We start from the raw sequence: 17821 nt of genomic DNA, 5'->3' as shown, positions 1-17821 counted from the left end.
TAAATTTCTTTTAAAAACTAAGGTCTCCAGACCGAAACCTAGTACTGCCATGTTTTAGTTAGTGCTTCATTTCCAGACACAGTCTTCGCCTTGAATTTTAAATTTAAGTGATCGCTGAAAAGCGAACACTTAAACTAGACAAGGTTATTTTGATAAAATCTTTCATTCACATCTGCAGATAACTTAAAACTAAATTAACATTGGCTTTTTTAGCTTTGCTGCAAATGGACAGTCAACCCAATTTGCTGATTTCCCGTATTAAAAATGATGATGAGCTTGCTTTCAATCAGCTTTTCGAATTGTATTGGGAAAAACTCTACAGCTTGGCCTGGGCAAGGGTTAACGATGCAGATATTGCCCAGGATATTGTTCAGGAACTTTTTATTAAGCTGTGGCAACGCCGCAAATCGCTTGATATAAAAGGTTCATTATCTGCATACTTGCATACTGCCGTAAAACTCAGTGTAATCAGCCATTTCCGTTCTGTTTCAAAAGAAGAACTTCAGCTTCAAGATGCCGCAACGCGGATGAGCATTATTCAGGATGCTACCGGAGATTTGGAAGATTATCTATTACTCGAAAATGTGATTGCACAAACTGTTGCAAAAATGCCTGAGTTATTGCAGCAGGTTTACACTATGCGAAACGAAAGTAAAAGCATTAAAGAAATTGCTGCAGATTTAGGAATCGCTGAACAAACCGTAAAAAATTACACTGCCGAAGTGCTAAGACGATTAAGATTGGTTATTCAGGAGAAATATCCTGAAAAATATGCAGCCTATCTGTCAATTTTAATTGTGCTCGTTAACAAATAATTCATCAAACCTTAACATAAATTAAAAGTATTTCCGGTGCTTTCTGACGACATATAGGCAGAAACACATGGAAAGTATAAATCAATTCAAAAAATCTTTAAAGCGATTTTTTACAAAACCAAAAAATACCAAAAACCAGCAAATTGTAAATGGTTGGTACAAATCTTACGAAGCATTAGAAAAATATGCTTTTAATGATGTAAACAAAAATCAAGTTCGTGAAAACTTGCTGCAAGGCATTCGCGGACAAATGATTCAATCAAATCCTAATCGGTTGTGGTGGTTATCAACAGCCGCGGCAATCATTATCGTTGGTAGTTTCGGTTTATGGTTTATTCAACATCAATCGCAAAATAAACCTTTAACTTATTTAAGCTCTGAAACCAAAACCGGAATGATGAAATATCTGGTTTTATCAGATAGTACCGAGGTTTGGTTAAATGCGTCTTCGAAATTCAAATATCCTACTGCTTTCTCAAAAGCTTCAAGAACAGTTTATCTTCCACAAGGTGAAGCTTTTTTTCAAGTAAAACGAGATGTTAAACGTCCGTTCAAAGTCCATGTTGGTGAGCTTGAAGTTCGTGTACTCGGAACTTCTTTCAATATTAATAATTACGCCGATTTAAAATCTCAAACCATCGTTGTAAATACCGGTAAAGTTCAGGTTTCCTTAAAGAACAAAGTGCTTGCAGTAATGGAAAAAGGCAAGCAATTAAGTTATAATAAATCAACCGGAGCTTTTGACGTAAAAGAGGTAAATCAGGCTTTGAGTTTTAGCTGGCGAGATGGTAATACCGTTTTGCAAGAAGCTAGTTTTGAAACTGTTGCTGCCGTTTTTAAAAATTTATACGGTGTTGAGCTAAAATCTAAAATAGAAAACATACAACAATTCAGTTATACGCTAACCATCCAAAAACAGGTTTCACTAGCGGATAACCTATCTCTTATTTGCAAAATGCATCACATAAACTACAGAAAGGAGGGCGATGTGATCTTGCTTTACTAAACCACTTTTTAAAATCTTATAAACAAACAAAATTATAATAAAAACAAATCAATGAACAATAAACAAACCATATGGAGGCTATTTATGCGAACATCATTACTACTATCCATATTATTTCTGGCACTTTTTTCAGTTAAGGCTGAAGTGCTAAACGCTCAATCACTTAATTCGAAAATCGACATACAATTTCAGCGTGGAAGTTTAAAAAATGCCATCAAACATTTAGAAAAAACAGCTTCAATGAATTTTGCTTATGATGAAAATTATCTCTCTTTAGATAAAACATCGATCAATCCGAAAAAATATGAACAGCAAGCAATCGGTTTAATATTAGCCGATTTATTACAAGGTAGTGGTTTAGCATTTAAGCAGCAAGCCGCTAATATTGTGCTTTTTAAAAGAGTTAACGGCGTTGCTAGAGGTGTTGTTAAAGATGAAGAAGGCCAACCATTACCCGGTGCAACTGTTCGCTTAATTGGAAAAAGCACACTTGCTGTTGTAACAAATGCAGATGGCTATTACGAATTTAGGGCAGAAGAAGGTTCTTATAATTTGGAAGTAAGCTTTGTTGGTTACGAAACCGTTAAACAAGGCAATATTTCTGTAAGTGCGAACAAACCATTTGTTACAAATTTTACACTTCGCTCGGGCACATTATTAAGAGAAGTTAACATTAGTTATGGTAAACAAAAGGCAAAAGAAGTTAGTAGTTCTATTAGTGAAATAGATGCTAAGGAGTTTAAAGACATGCCGGTTATACAATTTGCACAAGGTTTACAGGGTAAAGCGGCAGGTGTACAAATTGCCTTAAGCAGCGGTCAACCTGGTCGTGGTATTGAGTTTAGAATTCGTGGTGCGGCTTCATTATATTCAAGCAATCAACCGCTTGTTGTTGTAGATGGATTACCAATTACCGGAAGCATCAACAATATCAATCCAGATGAAATTGAATCTTTTTCCATCCTTAAAGATGCATCGGCGAGTGCACTATATGGTTCAAGAGCAGCAAATGGTGTAATTTTAATCACAACCAAACATGCAAAAGCCGGTGATGCTCAGGTTGAGTTTCATAGCAACTTCGGTTTGCAGAAAATACCAATGCGCAATGTTCCTGATGTGATGACCGCCCGCGAATGGGTTGAATTTCAAAACGAATACTATCAGGATAGAGTGAAGTATGAAAACTTTACCGGAGCAATTGATCCACTTTATGCTAATCCTCAAAATTATGGAGAAGGTACAAACTGGTTTAATGTTTTAACCAGAACAGCACCCATTCAAAGTTATGATTTAACAGTGAAGTCTGCTAAAGACAAATCTTCAACAACTGCAATTGCAGGCTATCAGGAACAACAAGGTGTGCTGATTAATACTTCTACAAAGTTGTTTTCCTTCCGTATAAATCACGATTTACGCTTAGCCAATGATAAAATCAAGATAGGTTTTAACCTTGCACCAAGCTACCGCATGGACCACAATAACCGTTTAGGAACGGATGGAGTTGGTGGAATGTTCGAGCGTATTTTTGAAGCAAGTCCGTTATACGATCCGATAAATCCGGATGGTTCTTATACAAAATATGTTGCATCGCCACCAATGGTGCTGTATTTTAATCCTTATGCACAGTTTATGCTTGCACAAGATGATTATAAAACAACAAGGATTTTAGGTAACAGTTACTTTAACTATGAGTTTTTAAAGGGATTAACGTTAAAAACAAATTTTGGTATCGATAAAGGCGGTGAAACACGTAGCACCTTTAACCATTCACTCATGAATGCAAATGATATTGCATCGGGTGTAGCAGGTTCTGTAGATAACTTTTCGTGGACAGCCGAAGCAAATCTTCAATACAATAAAGATTTTAAAGGTGGCCACCACATTGATGCAATAGCAGGTTATTCAGTTCAAAAGTTTGAGCAATTCAGTAGTTCGGTAACGGGTACAGGGTTTCCGAGTAATGATGTGCCGTACATTAACGCAGCTACTGTAATTAGTAATGGTGGAAGTACAACAACTGATTATTCATTGTTATCAGTTCTTGCTCGTATCAACTATGCTTATCAAGGTAAATACCTTTTATCTGCGGCGATGAGAAGAGACGGTTCATCGAGATTTGGCTCTAACCAGAAGTACGGTAATTTCCCTTCAGTTTCGGCAGGATGGGTAATGAGCGATGAATCTTTTATGAAAGGTTTTAAATGGCTAGATTTATTTAAAATCCGTTCAAGTTATGGTGTTACGGGAAATAACTTCTTCCCAAATTATGCTGCGGTTTCTACCATTGGCGAATACAATTATGTGCTTGATGGTGCGCTTGTACCAGGAACAACCATAAACAGTTTGGGGAATGCCGATTTAGCCTGGGAGCGTGTAAAGCAATTTGATATCGGTTTTGATTTATCGATTTTAAAAAACAGAGTTTCATTTACTTATGATTATTACCGCAAAATTACCGACGGTTTAATTCAGGATAGAAGAATCCCTAGAGCTTCAGGTTTTTCAACTATAAAATACAACGTTGGTGCATTTACAATGTGGGGTCACGAGCTTACTTTAAATACTGTAAATACAACTGGTCAGTTAAAATGGAACACGAATATTAATGTTTCTTTCGATAGAAATATTATTAATTCATTGGTTAGTCCGGGCTTTATCAGAAGAAATAATACAGTAACTTCTGATTATTTCCGCCAGCAGGAAGGAAGAAGTTTAGGCGAGTTCTATGGATTCGTGTTCGATGGTTTATATAAGGATGCAGCAGATTTAGCTAATTCTCCGAAATATAAAAATCAATCGGATGTAGGTACAATTAAGGTTAAAGATTTGAATGGTGACGGTGTTATTGATGATGTAAACGACCGTACATTTATTGGCGACCCGACACCAGATTTTACTTTTGGTATGACCAATAGTATAGCCTACAAAAACTGGGATTTCTCTATAACAATGGCAGGTTCGGTTGGTGGCAAGATTTTAAATGCAGCAAGATGGGCTTACCGTACTAATATGGATGGAGCGAGAATGTTAACCTCTGATGTGAAAGACAGATGGCGTTCGCCAGAAAACCCAGGTTCTGGAATGTATCCGCGTACAAAAACCGGAACAACAGCAATGGGTAGACAAGTAAATTCGCAATGGGTTGAAAACGGTAGCTTTTTAACTGCAAAGAATATCACCCTTGGGTATACCGTAAACCTGAAAAATAATTTCATTATGAGAAATTTCAGGGTTTATGGTTCTGTTCAGCAGGCATTTGTAATCAGCCCATACTCAGGTATGAATCCGGAAATCAACTTCGCTGGTTTAGATCCAACATTAGGGATTGGTATTGATGAAAATGCGTATCCAATTCCACGTACTTTTTCTATCGGTTTAACTGCAACTTTCAAATAACTGAAACAATGAAAAAACTTTTTATATTAATATTAATCGGTCTTTCTGCAAGTTCATGTAAGAAAACCTTTCTTGAGTTAACTCCTCAAGACCAATACTCTCCGGGTAATTTTTATAACACTGAAGCGCAATTCAGGCAGGCTGTTAATGCTGCTTATACACCACTAAGGGCTTTGCTCGATAATGATTATTTTACAGCAGAAGGTCGCTCGGGTAATACACATTACGAATACAATCAGGGTAACCGCGGAACAGCATTTTTGCAACGCGAAAATATTGTAGATTTTACGGATGACCCAACAAATGCATACAGCAATGCGGTTTATTTTCATTGCTATAGCAGTATTGCCAAAGCTAATATTGTTATAGAACGTATCGGAGCAGCTACTTTTGCAACTACAGCAAAAAATACTTTAGAAGCCGAAGCAAAATTTCTACGTGCCTGGAATTATTTCCGCCTGGTGCGTTATTTTGGTGGCGTACCACTTTATTTAAACGAGGTAAAAACTGCTGATGAAGCATTTTTGCCACGAGCAACAGCAGAACAGGTTTATGCGCAAATTATAGCCGATGCTCAGGATGCAGTAAATAAACTTGCACCTCCGGCCAAATTTCCGCAAAGCGGAACAGCAACCAAAGGTGCTGCAACTATGTTACTTGCCGAAGTTTACATTACGCAAAAAAAATGGGCCGAAGCTGAAGCATTGTTAAATACTTTACCTGCAATGGGTTATCAGTTGTTAAATAATTATGCTGATGTATTTTCAACAGCAAACAAAAACAGCCGCGAATCTATTTTTGAAGTACAGTTTTTAGAAGGCTTACAAGGTGGGCAGCAAAGTAATTTTATTTACCTGTTTTTGCCAAGAACAACAAATACTACGTTAATAACTGGCATTGCAACAAATAATACCGGAACCGGTGGCTGGAACACACCAAGTTTGGATTTAATTAATAGTTACGAAGCGAACGATAAACGTAAAGATGCTTCAATAGGAATGGCTGAAGGTACTTACAACAGCAGCAAGGTGTTTACAATATCTGCAAACAAAAGCGTTGTTAATTATACACCTGCAGCCGGAAAAGTTGGTGTGCCTTACATTAAAAAGTATCTTAATCCACACAGTAATCCAAATAATACAAACGATAACTGGCCAATTTATCGTTATGCTGATGCATTGTTGTTATTAGCTGAAGCTCAAAACGAACAAAACAATACCGATTTAGCACTTTTAAATTTAAACAGAGTGAGAACAAGAGCCGGATTACCTTTATTATCAGGAATTTCGCAGACTGTTTTAAGAGGAAGAATAGCACAAGACAGACGTTCGGAATTGGCATTCGAAAATCACCAATGGTTTGATTTGGTTCGCACCGGTACAGCTATTACAACCATGAATGCATATGGTGCAAAGTTAAAAACTACAAATACTTACCTAACTACAGATAGTTATCAGGTTACCAATAATCGGCTTTTATTTCCGATACCACAATCAGAAAGAGAGATTAATCCGCAGTTAACGCAAAACCCGGGATACTTTTAAATAAGAAAAAATGAAGTTTAAAATCAATTTTACACATAAGGTAACCAGTTTATTATTGGTTTCTGTAATGATGGTAAATAGCAGTTTCGTACTTAATAAACCCGCTGAAGAATCTGACGAATTTAGTATTGCTATCCTTCCGGATACTCAATATTACACTTCAGAAAAAAATGGCGGCAAGAATGAAATGTTTATTGCCCAAACAAAGTGGATAGCTGAAAATGCAGCTAAAGAAAATATCAAGTTTGTTATCCATTTGGGAGATATTTCTGATGATGGCGAAAAGTTTCCGGTACAGTGGGAGCGGGCTTGGGCTGCAATGTCTATTCTGGAAAAACCACAAGATAGTTATCCGCAAGGCATACCTTATGGCATGGCTGTCGGTAATCATGATCAAACTAAAAGTCAGTTTCCTTTAAGCGGAAAAACGGATCAATACAATAAGTATTTTGGTATATCTCATTTTAAAGGCAAAAAATGGTACGGCGATCACTATCAGGATAACAACGATAGCCATTACGATCTTTTTGAAGCAAATGGAAATAAAATGCTGGTACTTTTTCTCGAATACGATTCTTATGATGAGGACATTGAAGGGTTAAATCAATGGGCAGAAACTGTATTGAAAAAATACAAAGATAGGCAAGCGATTTTGGTTAGCCACTCTTTTATACATTTCAACCAAACCACTGGTACAAATGAAAAAGGATTTCCAAAATTTTCAAAACAAGGTCAGCGTAGATTTGACGTCTTGAAGCGTTATCCAAATGTTATTATGACGCTTTCTGGTCATGTTGGAGATAATGGAGAAGGTTACCGTCAGGATGGAATTGCAGGGAATATTATAAAGTCGTTTTTATCAGATTATCAAAGCAGACCGCAAGGCGGACATGGTTTGATGCGGGTGATGACTTTCTCAAAATCTAAAGATTTAATTAGTGTTAAAACTTTTTCTCCGTACACCGGAGAAGATGAAAAGGACGCGGACAGCGAATTTAGTTTGCCTTGGTTGCATCATACCAATGTTGCCAGACAATTAGATTTTAACAATGATCAGCAAAGCGATGTTGCAACTTTTGAAAATGGTAAATGGACTGTTTCAGCCTCAACAAAACAATTCGGTAAAGCGGGAGATATTCCTGCACCAGCAGATTATAACGGCGATGGAAAAACAGACTTTGCAGTTTTCAGACCATCAGAAGGTAAGTTTTATCTCGATAATGGTAAAGTTATCGCTTTAGGCAAAGCTGGAGATATTCCGGTTTGTGGCGATTGGGATGGTGATGGTTTTGCTGATGTTGCGGTTTATCGCCCTGAAAATTTAACATGGTATTTTAACGGATTGGACAGCATTAAGTTTGGCAATAAACAAGGCATTCCAGTTCCGGCAGATTACGATGGAGATGGCATTTTAGATGTGTGTTTTTTCAGAAAGGATAATTCAATGTGGCAAAGTAGCCTTGGTAATATTCCGTTGGAGGTTAAACATACACCGGTTGATATTCCTGTTCCGGGAGATTATAATGGAGATGGGAGAGCTGAAATGGCAATCTATAGACCATCAACCGGAGAGTGGCTGATTGATTTTAAACCTGCAATTAAATTCGGGATAGCAGGAGATATTCCTGCACCAGGAAATTATCTAAAAGACGGTAAAACAAACATTGCGGTATATCGTAAAGGAAAAATTATTTTGCAATCTGGAGATACAATTGATGCAAAGGCTTCAGAAAAAGCTCAATTGCTAAACATACCACAACAGGTTAGAATGAACTTTATTGATAAGTAATAAATAGAATATCTTAAAAAGAGCCGCCTTAAAAACGGCTCTTTTGCATTAACCTTTTCTTAATACACTCCAAACATTAAAGGCATTTCAATTAGATAAATTGCTTCAAATTAAAATCATGAAAAAGATAAATACATTAATATTTTTCCTGCTGTTTGCAGGTTATTCTTTTGCTCAGGAATCTCATGTGGTACTGATTAGCGTTGATGGCTTAAGACCAGAGTTTTACATGAATCCGGAGTGGGGAATGGTAAATGTTCGCCAGGGGATGAAAACGGGAGCATACGCAGAAGGTGTTCGGGGAAGTTTTCCAACGGTAACTTATCCATCGCATACTACAATGGTAAGTGGTGTATTACCTGCAAAACATGGAATTTATTACAATACGCCAGTTGAACCATTGGGTATCACTGGTAAATGGTTTTGGTACTATAAGGATATTAAGGTGCCAACTTTATGGACGGCTGCAAAGGATGCGGGTTTAAAAACCGCAGGGGTGAGTTGGCCGGTAACAGTCTGTGCACCAATCGATTACAATTTGCCTGAATACGTTATTCTTCCGAAAGATAAGAGCGAAAAACGTGATGAGATAAAGGCAATGTATCAGGAATCTAACCCGAAAGCGCTTTATCAGGAAGTTCAGGATTTTGCAGTCGGTAAATTTGGCGAATTTGGTGCAACATTAGATTATTACACCAGCGACCAGAATAAATCGAGAATGGCTGCTTATATATTGAAAAGATATAAGCCATCGTTTATGGCTGTACACATTGCATTAACCGACCATTTTGAACACGAGCAAGGAAGGGATGGCGATAAAGTACGTTCGGCAGTGGCAGGTGCAGATGTTGCAATAAAAACTATAATGGATGCTGCGGAAGTTGCCGGAATAAGTGAAAATACTACTTTCATAATTACCGGCGACCATGGCTTTGTGGATATACATACTCAGTTCAAACCAAATGTTTTGCTTGCTCAGTTAGGTTTTTACGATGATAAGAATAAAGAAAACTGGAAAGCTTATTTTCAGCAAAGTGGTGGTTCTGCATTTTTGCACCTTAAAAATCCTTCCGATAAAGCAACGTTAGAGAAAATTAACAAGGCTTTAGCAAAACTTCCAGAGGGTTACCAAAGAATGTTCCATGTGTTGGATAAAATTGGTGTTGCGAAAGCACAAGGTGATCCCAATGCTGCGTTAGCCTTAGCCGCAAATCAAGGTTTTAGCTTTGGCGCATCAGCTACTGGAGAAATGCTTGCTCCGGCAAAGGGTGGCACTCATGGTTTTCTGCCAACCGATTTTAAAGAAATACAAACTGGTTTCGTGGCTTTTGGCAAAGGCATTAAAGCCGGAACTGTTTTACCATTAATGGGGCAAGAAGACATTGCACCACTAATTGCGGATTTATTAAAATTAAATTTGAAAAGCGATGGTGTTTTATATCCCGGTATTCTACAGCCAAACAAAAAATAACAAATTTTATTATTTGGGGAAACTGTTAAGTTTCCCTTTTTTATTTCATAACGCTCTTAAATTTTTACCATCTATTTTGATTGATATTTCTGAAATGTTATAAGCTACTTTTCAATTGACTGTCTTTATTTAGAATAATTAAAAATAATTTTCTAATCTCATTTTAATTTCATTCTTTTGCGCCAACTAAGAATTAATCTAAATAAGATGTATAGAAAATTTACGCAAATTTTTAATTTGGCAATGCTTTTCGTTATCCTTTCGGCAACAGCATTTGCACAATCAAAAAACGGATCAGTATCAGGATCTATAAAAACAAGCGATGGAAACCCAGCTGCTTTTGTAAGTGTTGGTCTTAAAAACACCAATAAAACCACACAAAGTGATGAAAAAGGAAATTTCCAGATTAAGAATGTTTCGGCCGGAAATTATACTTTAAAAGTTTCTGCAGTTGGCGTATCAACTCAAGAAAAAGAAGTATCGGTAAAAGATGGAGAAACGGCAAACGTTTCATTTTCTATTGCAGAATCTTCTTCTCAATTAGATGAAGTTGCCATTACAGGTTACAGAACGCCAAATACTAAACCTGTTAACTTAGGTAAAGTTGCAATTGCGCCAAGAGATTTACCTCAAGCGGTTCAAATTATCGGTACGCAAGTAATTACAGATCAGCAAGCAAATAGCCTTGGTGATGTAATGAAAAATGTAAACGGTGTTGCATTAGGTGCAAATCGTGGTGGTGTTGGCGAAAATTTTTATTCAAGAGGTTACAGCCTTGGTTCTAATAATATTTTCAAAAATGGTGCTCGTACTACAATCGGCGGAAGTCCGGAGGCAAGTACGTTAGAATCTGTAGAAGTATTAAAAGGAAGCGCGGCTTTACTTTATGGTGGTGTAACAGGTGGTGCTGTGGTGAACATGGTAACTAAAAAACCTAAATTTGAATACGGTGGCGAAGTTTTGATGAGAACAGGAAGTTACAGTCAGTATAAACCAACTGTAGATCTTTACGGTCCAATATCTAAGAAATTAGCTTTCAGAGCCATCGGAACTTATGAAAACGCAGGAAGTTTTAGAGATTATGTAAAATCAAACCGTTTTTATATCAATCCATCTTTACTTTATAAAATAAGTGATAAAACAGAAGTTTTGGTTCAGGGTGATTATTTAAAAAGCGATTACACACCTGATTTTGGCGTAGGTTCTGTTAACAGCGTTATTGTAGATTACGGTCGCGAAAAATTTATTAACACGCCATGGGCATACAATAAAACGAACACTGCAACCGCTCAGGCAAATATTACACATCAATTTAGTGAGAACTGGAAATTAAATGCACTAGGCTCTTTCCAATCTTACAATCGTAACTATTATGGTTCTGAACGCATTCAGGCAAATACCAATGGTGTAGCTTCTAGAAACCTTGCCAGACAAATTAGTCAGGAATATACATACAATCAGCAAATTAATTTAAGCGGTAATTTTAAAACTGGTGGCATAAAACATACTTTATTAGTAGGTGTTGATGCTGATCAATCTCGAGTAACTAGCAACGCTTTTGCCTATGGAAAAACAGCTGCCGGTGCAAATATTACAACTTTTAATTACGGTAACGTAAACCTGTTTGACCCAACTACATATTTTGGCTCTGGAGTAATGCCTGAAGCTTTTGCTATAACTCAAACACTTGCTCCAATTTACAGATATGGTGCATTTGTTCAGGATTTAATAGAAATTACCAGCCAGTTTAAAGTTTTAGCAGGCATTCGTTATACTGATCAAAAGAATTCAAGCTCAAGAGCTTTAAATTTAGAGACAGGAGCAATTACACAAGGTGCTACAAAATTTGATGATGCGTTTTCACCAAAATTAGGTTTGATTTATCAACCTTTGAAAACAACTTCAGTGTATGTTAGTTATGCGAACAACTTTATCCCAAATTCTGGTATTGATATAAATAGCCAGGCTTTACCGCCATCAATGGTAGATCAGTATGAAGCGGGTGTGAAAAATGACTTCTTTGGAGGCAAATTAACAGCTAACTTAACTTACTATAAAATCATCAACAGTAACATTTCGCAAGCTGCAATTATGCCTGATGGAAGTACAAGTACACTTTTCAGACAATTAAACGGTGAAACAACAAGTGATGGTTTTGAAGCTGACATCAGCGGAAATTTAGCTAAAGGTTTAAACTTTTTGATGGGCTATTCTTATAACTACATGCGTTATACAAATACAGCACCTGTTACCGGAATGATAGAAGATGTTCGTTTAGTTGGAACTACAAAAAATACAGCTAATGCAACCTTGTTTTATACTTTTCAAGATGGAGCAGTTAAAGGTTTGAAATTAGGCGCTTCTGCATTTTACACTGGCAAACGTAACGGTGGCTGGAACGATGCAAAAAACGCATCAACAATCAGATTGATTCCTTTGGCTGCTTTTACAACTTTAGATTTTTCAGCAGGTTACAACTGGAAAAAATTCTCTTTACTGGCAAAAATGTCTAACATCACAAATGAGTTAAACTATTTTGTACATGAAAACTATAGTGTTAATCCAATTGCACCTCGTCAATTCTTAACAACACTTTCTTATAAGTTTTAATTGTAGAAAGCATTTCCTATAATCTTTTTAAAGCCTTCAGAATAATTATTCTGGAGGCTTTATTTTTTGTTTATAGGTAAGTTATATTTTATAAACGGTCGTCATTCCCAATTTAATTGAGAATCCCAAAGCGTTATACGAACCGCTTTAAGATTCCCGCCTTCGCGGGAATGACGAGGGAGGGGAAAGAATTATATTGCCAATCGTTTCTTTTAATTATTATGCACTAATTAACACTAATTTCAAATTTGAATTTCTAATTTGCAGCAGATAAAAAAGGTAACAATTATGGCTTCGGGTTTTTTTGCAATTTTAGATGATATAGCAGTTTTGATGGATGATGTGGCAGTAGCCGCAAAGATTGCAACAAAGAAAACAGCCGGAATTTTGGGTGATGATTTGGCCGTAAATGCCGAAAAAGCAACCGGATTTTTATCTTCAAGAGAAATACCCGTTTTATGGGCAATTACAAAAGGTTCGCTAATCAATAAAATTATAATTGTACCAATAGCTTTATTGCTGAATGTATTTTTTCCGGTAGCAATTAAAGTTATTTTGATTTTGGGCGGATTATATCTTGCTTATGAGGGTGTAGAGAAAATTGTAGAGTATTTCTTCCATAAATCTAAGCCTGTTCAACAAGCGGCAGCAGAAGTTGTTCAAAGCGATGAAGAAGTAGAAAAAGCAAAAGTAAAATCAGCGATTACTACAGATTTTATTCTGTCAGTAGAAATTGTAATTATTGCTTTAGGAACTGTTTTAGATAAAAGTTTAACCCTACAAATTTTAACCGTTTCGGTAGTTGCTTTAGTTGCAACTGTTGGCGTTTATGGAATTGTTGCACTAATTGTAAGAATGGATGATGCAGGTTATAAATTAATCAAAAATTCGAACGATAAAGGTTTTCTATCGAAAGTCGGTCATGTTTTAGTGAAATCGCTTCCATTAATAATTAAAGGCTTAAGTGTTGTCGGAACCATCGCTTTAATTCTAGTTGCAGGCGGTATTTTTAATCACAATATAGATTTTATCCATCATATTTTTCCAGAGTTACTAACCATTATTAAAGAATTTACTTTAGGGTTAATAGCTGGTTTACTAATGGTTTTACTTATTGGCGTTGGCAAGAAAATATTTAAAGCCTTTAAAAAATAACATCTTATTTTCTATTGTTTTTTGATTGAATATATTCTGAAGGAGACATCCCAAACTGTTTTGAGAAATTACGTCCGAAATGCGTTTGTGAACTGTAACCAACCTGTTCCGAAATCTCATAAATTTTCAAATCTCCATCGTTCAACAGTTCAGCAGCTTTTTTCAATCGGGCAATGTTTATCAATTCATTCGGACTTAAATTCGAAATCGATTTGATTTTACGGTACAAAGTTGGTCGACTCATATTCATGTGGTCTGCCAAATGTTCTACATCCAATTCCGGATTGTCTAATTGCTCGTTTATCAGGTTTTGAAGCTTTTCTAAAAAATGTTCATCACTTTTAGAATACGCCATAGTTTTAATGTGAATTAACGGCGAACTGGCAAAATAAGCCTTAATTTTATTTCTGTTTTTTATTAAAGATGCCACCTGAACCTGCAAAAATTCTGTTGAAAATGGTTTTTCAACATAAGCATCTGCACCAAGTTCTAAGCCTTCAATTTTGGCTTGCAAACTGTTTTTTGCGGTAAGTAAAATAACCGGAATGTGGCTAAATTCAAGACTAGATTTCATTTTTTCGCAAAGCTGATAGCCGTCCATTTCGGGCATCATCACATCGCTAATAACCAATTGCACAATTTCCTGACTTAAAATTTCTAAAGCTTCAACACCATTTTTCGCGGTTAAAACCTGATATTTTTCACTCAAATCATCAGCAATAAACTCAAGAATTTCTTCCTCATCATCAACCAGTAAAATCACGAATTTCTCTGGTTTATCTTCATGTATTGTAAAGTCGTTCGCTATTGTTTTTTCCATTTTCCGTTCAAGTTAAATTCGATAAGCTGATGTATAGGTAGTTCGAGCACAAATATGTTTTGCCCTTTATCATTTGCGGTGGCAAATAAATTTCCGTCATGTAGTTCTGCAAGCGATTTTGATATAGATAAACCAATACCTGTACCTTGTTTGATTTGTTGCTCTGTTGCTCTAAAGAATGGTTCAAAAATTTTATCACGCAATTCTGGCGCAATTAAAGGCCCATCATTCATCACTTCAATTTTAAAGAAATCAGGTTTAGCTTCATCATTTAGCAATCTTATCTCGGTTAATTTTTCGCCGTATTTTATGGCATTATCGGTTAGGTTACTAATAATTTTATAAAAAGCTTCAGTATCTACATAAGCATAGAAAGGTTCAACGGGCATTCTTAATGAAAACCTTAGGCTTTTTTCTTCAGCCAAAGGCTGAAAAATAATATTTATATCATTTAATATTTCAGAAATATTAGCATTTACAAAGCTTAAAGAAAAACCATTAACTTCTGTTTTCCTAAAATCGAGTAACTGATTGGTTAATTTAAGCAATCTATCTGTATTCCTGTTCATTATACGCAAGTTTTTCTCAATAAACGGAACAGTTGCGGCTTGCTTAATTACCTTTTCCATTGGGCCTTTTATCAACGTAAGTGGCGTTCTTATCTCGTGAGCAATGTTGGTGAAAAACTCAATTTTGGCCTGGTAAATTTCCCTTTCTTTTTTGTTTTCGAAAAGTTCCATTCTACGTTTGGTTCTGCTCTCCATTTTTTGATGGTAACTCCGAATCAGGTAGTAAGCAGAGGCTGTTAACACAATAGCATAAATTAAATACGCCAGATTACTTTCGTAAAAGGGTGGAAGTATCGTTATAGAAACTCGGGGATTATTTTCGCTCCAGCTTGCAGCTCCGTTTATCAAAGCTTTTACTTCAAAAACATAGTTGCCAGCCGCCAATTTTGTGAAATAAACTTTTCGGTTGGTTTTAAGGTGAATCCATTTATTACTCAGGCCTTTCATCCGATAGGCGTACTGTGTCATATCTGGTGAAGTATAACTCAGTGCAGCAAAATCAATACTGAAAGATGATTGCGAATCATCTAAATTGATGTTATCGGTGTAAAGAATGGATTTTTTTAACACAGAATCCTGATCTGAGATTTTACTTTCTTCATTATCGATTTGAAATCCTGTTAATTTAACCGATGGATTTATTGCATAGTTTTTTAAATCTTCGGGTTTAAAACTGATTAATCCTCTTACGCTGCCAAAATAAATACGTCCATCATCGTCTCTAAAACCCGAATTATAATTAAACTGATCAGTAAGCAATCCATTGGAACGCGAATAGATTTTCACCGATTTCTGAATCGGATTGTAATGTATTAAGCCTCGTGTACTGCCAATCCAGAGCTTATTTTCTTTATCCTCAATAATCCTGAAAAGGAAATTACTCGGCAAACCATCTTTTGAAGTGATGTGTTCAAAATTATTTGCTTTAGGATTAAAGAGATTTAAGCCACCACCATCTGTACTTATCCAAATGTTGCGCTTACTATCTTGCAAAATGCCGTTAACAGTATTATGGCTTAAACTTTTGCTATCCTTTGGATTGTTTTTGTACTGCTTTATATCATTTCTATCTAGCCTAAAACGGATTACGCCATCATTAAAAGTACCTGCCCAAATGTTTCCATTAGCATCTTCTGTCATTAATTCATAAAATACTACTGGAATATTTGCTACAAGCTCAAAATCATCATTTTTTCTATCATAAAGATATAAACCCGAAATCGTGGCAACCAAAATTTCGCCTTTGCGGGTTTTATAAAAGCTTACAATAAAATTTGTTCGTAATTTATTTCCTTTCCCTGCCGAATAATGTTTTATAACCTTCTTTGTTTTAATATCAAGGATATCAAGTCCGTGTTCAAAAGTTCCAATCCAGAGTTTATTTCCATCAACCAGCAAACCATGAATATTATAATAAGAAATGCTCGATGATTTCCCGTTAGGAAGATAATTTGTAAACAGCCCTGTTTTTGTATTGAGCATATTTAAACCTGCATCTTCAGTACCAATCCATAAATTTCCGTCGCCATCTTTGCAAATTTCTCTTACATCGCTACCGCTTATGGCGTTATTATCTCTTTGAGGGAAATATTTTGTGAAAATTGAATACTGGCTTGAATAATAATTTACACCACCAAAATATGTTCCTGCCCAAATTCCATTTTCGCGGTCTTTAAAAACGGTATAAATGGCATTATCTGTTAATGAATAAGGGTTGCTATATTGCTTTTTGAGGCGTAAAACTTGTTTACTCGAATAAATGTAAACACCAGATTCTGTAGCAATCCAAAATTCATCATTCGAAGCTTGTATTATATCGCGAACATAGATTGAGGTTTTGTCATCGTTAAATGTTAAAACTTCTTTAGTTATTCCAGTTGCTCTGTCAAACACTTTTATACCTTGATTTGCCGTTCCAACGAGTATTTTATTGTTGCCAACATCGAGCGTTTTGGTTGCCCAACTACTTTCCTGCGGGTTAGTTTTACTCATCACAAAGTGAGATTTAAAAACCTTTTTCTGAGGGTTGTATTCTTCTATGGTACCCTGCATAGTGCTTATCCAAGCACTTCCATCATTCATAACCGAAACAGAATTGGCATCGAATGCAGCATTTTTGCCAAAAGCATATAATCTTTTCTGCTTACTGTTGTATAAATAAATTTTGAAGAGGGAAATAATCCAAAGGTTCCCTTCCTTATCAGAATTTAAATCATTTATGCGAAGATTTTCAGTGCCTTTAATTCGAGTAAATTGTTCTGTTTGAGGGATGTACTGGTAAACTCCGTTGTTTGTTCCAATCCACAGTCTATTCTCGGCATCTTTGTGTAAATCGTAAACTAAATCATTTCCTAAACTACCAGGTTGTTCAGCATCGTTGCGGTAAGTTTTAAACTGATAACCATCAAATCGGTTTAATCCATCTTTTGTACCGAACCACATAAAACCATTTTCATCTTGTGCCGCACAAAAAACGGTGTTATTTGATAATCCGTTTTCAACCTGATAATGTCGAAAATAATAAGGTTGGGCAGAACAAAATTCTGCCAGAAAGAGGATAGAGGCTAAAATGATTAATTTTTTCAAGGCATTTATATTCGGCTATCAAATATATCAAACTACTAGTCGGTTTCTTAATTAAATCAA

Annotated in this window: 10 protein-coding genes; 8 read left to right on the top strand and 2 right to left on the bottom strand. The window is 36.0% G+C overall.

Annotation, left to right across the window (positions count from 1 at the left end; genetic code table 11):
- Positions 1-224: 224 nt before the first annotated feature.
- From ACO05K_RS09485 to ACO05K_RS09450, 8 genes are all read left to right on the top strand, one after another.
- A complete protein-coding gene (locus tag ACO05K_RS09485; protein ID WP_421944201.1) occupies positions 225-815 on the top strand; it encodes an RNA polymerase sigma factor in 591 nt (196 codons plus the stop codon).
- A 67-nt stretch (positions 816-882) separates the two neighbouring features.
- Positions 883-1821, top strand: a complete 939-nt coding sequence (locus tag ACO05K_RS09480) for a FecR family protein (RefSeq protein ID WP_421944200.1) — start codon at positions 883-885, stop codon at positions 1819-1821.
- A 51-nt stretch (positions 1822-1872) separates the two neighbouring features.
- Positions 1873-5217 carry a SusC/RagA family TonB-linked outer membrane protein gene (locus tag ACO05K_RS09475; RefSeq protein ID WP_421944199.1) on the top strand — a complete coding sequence of 1115 codons (3345 nt, stop codon included), beginning with the start codon at positions 1873-1875 and terminating at the stop codon, positions 5215-5217.
- A gap of 8 nt (positions 5218-5225) precedes the next feature.
- Positions 5226-6761 (top strand): RagB/SusD family nutrient uptake outer membrane protein, encoded by a 1536-nt coding sequence (locus ACO05K_RS09470; protein ID WP_421944198.1) that lies wholly within the window; start codon positions 5226-5228, stop codon positions 6759-6761.
- Positions 6762-6771: 10 nt separating this feature from the next.
- A complete protein-coding gene (locus tag ACO05K_RS09465) occupies positions 6772-8550 on the top strand; it encodes a metallophosphoesterase (RefSeq protein WP_421944197.1) in 1779 nt (592 codons plus the stop codon).
- A 118-nt stretch (positions 8551-8668) separates the two neighbouring features.
- Positions 8669-10021: an alkaline phosphatase family protein gene (locus ACO05K_RS09460; RefSeq protein ID WP_421944196.1), complete on the top strand. Its 1353-nt coding sequence runs from the start codon at positions 8669-8671 to the stop codon at positions 10019-10021.
- Positions 10022-10228: 207 nt separating this feature from the next.
- Positions 10229-12631 (top strand): TonB-dependent siderophore receptor, encoded by a 2403-nt coding sequence (locus ACO05K_RS09455; protein ID WP_421944195.1) that lies wholly within the window; start codon positions 10229-10231, stop codon positions 12629-12631.
- A 288-nt stretch (positions 12632-12919) separates the two neighbouring features.
- Positions 12920-13786, top strand: coding sequence for a DUF808 domain-containing protein (locus ACO05K_RS09450; RefSeq protein WP_421946290.1), 867 nt, complete (start codon positions 12920-12922; stop codon positions 13784-13786).
- Positions 13787-13790: 4 nt separating this feature from the next.
- On the opposite strand, the gene ACO05K_RS09445 is transcribed toward ACO05K_RS09450, so the two are convergent.
- Positions 13791-14606, bottom strand: coding sequence for a response regulator transcription factor (locus ACO05K_RS09445; RefSeq protein ID WP_421944194.1), 816 nt, complete (start codon positions 14604-14606; stop codon positions 13791-13793).
- Entirely contained in the window at positions 14591-17761 is a 3171-nt protein-coding gene (locus ACO05K_RS09440; protein ID WP_421944193.1) for a ligand-binding sensor domain-containing protein, read from the bottom strand. The genes ACO05K_RS09445 and ACO05K_RS09440 overlap by 16 nt, the downstream gene beginning before the upstream one ends.
- Between the last annotated feature and the right edge of the window lie 60 nt (positions 17762-17821).

The sequence above is a fragment of the Pedobacter sp. genome (assembly GCF_965227205.1).
In the GTDB taxonomy this organism is placed as follows: Bacteria; Bacteroidota; Bacteroidia; order Sphingobacteriales; family Sphingobacteriaceae; genus Pedobacter.
Note: the sequence above shows the minus strand (reverse complement) of the source record. Positions and strands in the feature narration are given on the sequence as shown.

What these genes read in the sequence shown, in the direction of transcription:
- ACO05K_RS09455 (WP_421944195.1), top strand. Translation starts at nt 10,229, where the DNA reads ATGTATAGAAAATTTACGCAAATTTTTAATTTGGCAATGCTTTTCGTT.
- ACO05K_RS09485 (WP_421944201.1), top strand. Translation starts at nt 225, where the DNA reads ATGGACAGTCAACCCAATTTGCTGATTTCCCGTATTAAAAATGATGAT.
- ACO05K_RS09460 (WP_421944196.1), top strand. Translation starts at nt 8,669, where the DNA reads ATGAAAAAGATAAATACATTAATATTTTTCCTGCTGTTTGCAGGTTAT.
- ACO05K_RS09465 (WP_421944197.1), top strand. Translation starts at nt 6,772, where the DNA reads ATGAAGTTTAAAATCAATTTTACACATAAGGTAACCAGTTTATTATTG.
- ACO05K_RS09445 (WP_421944194.1), bottom strand. Translation starts at nt 14,606, where the DNA reads ATGGAAAAAACAATAGCGAACGACTTTACAATACATGAAGATAAACCA.
- ACO05K_RS09480 (WP_421944200.1), top strand. Translation starts at nt 883, where the DNA reads ATGGAAAGTATAAATCAATTCAAAAAATCTTTAAAGCGATTTTTTACA.
- ACO05K_RS09450 (WP_421946290.1), top strand. Translation starts at nt 12,920, where the DNA reads ATGGCTTCGGGTTTTTTTGCAATTTTAGATGATATAGCAGTTTTGATG.
- ACO05K_RS09475 (WP_421944199.1), top strand. Translation starts at nt 1,873, where the DNA reads ATGAACAATAAACAAACCATATGGAGGCTATTTATGCGAACATCATTA.
- ACO05K_RS09470 (WP_421944198.1), top strand. Translation starts at nt 5,226, where the DNA reads ATGAAAAAACTTTTTATATTAATATTAATCGGTCTTTCTGCAAGTTCA.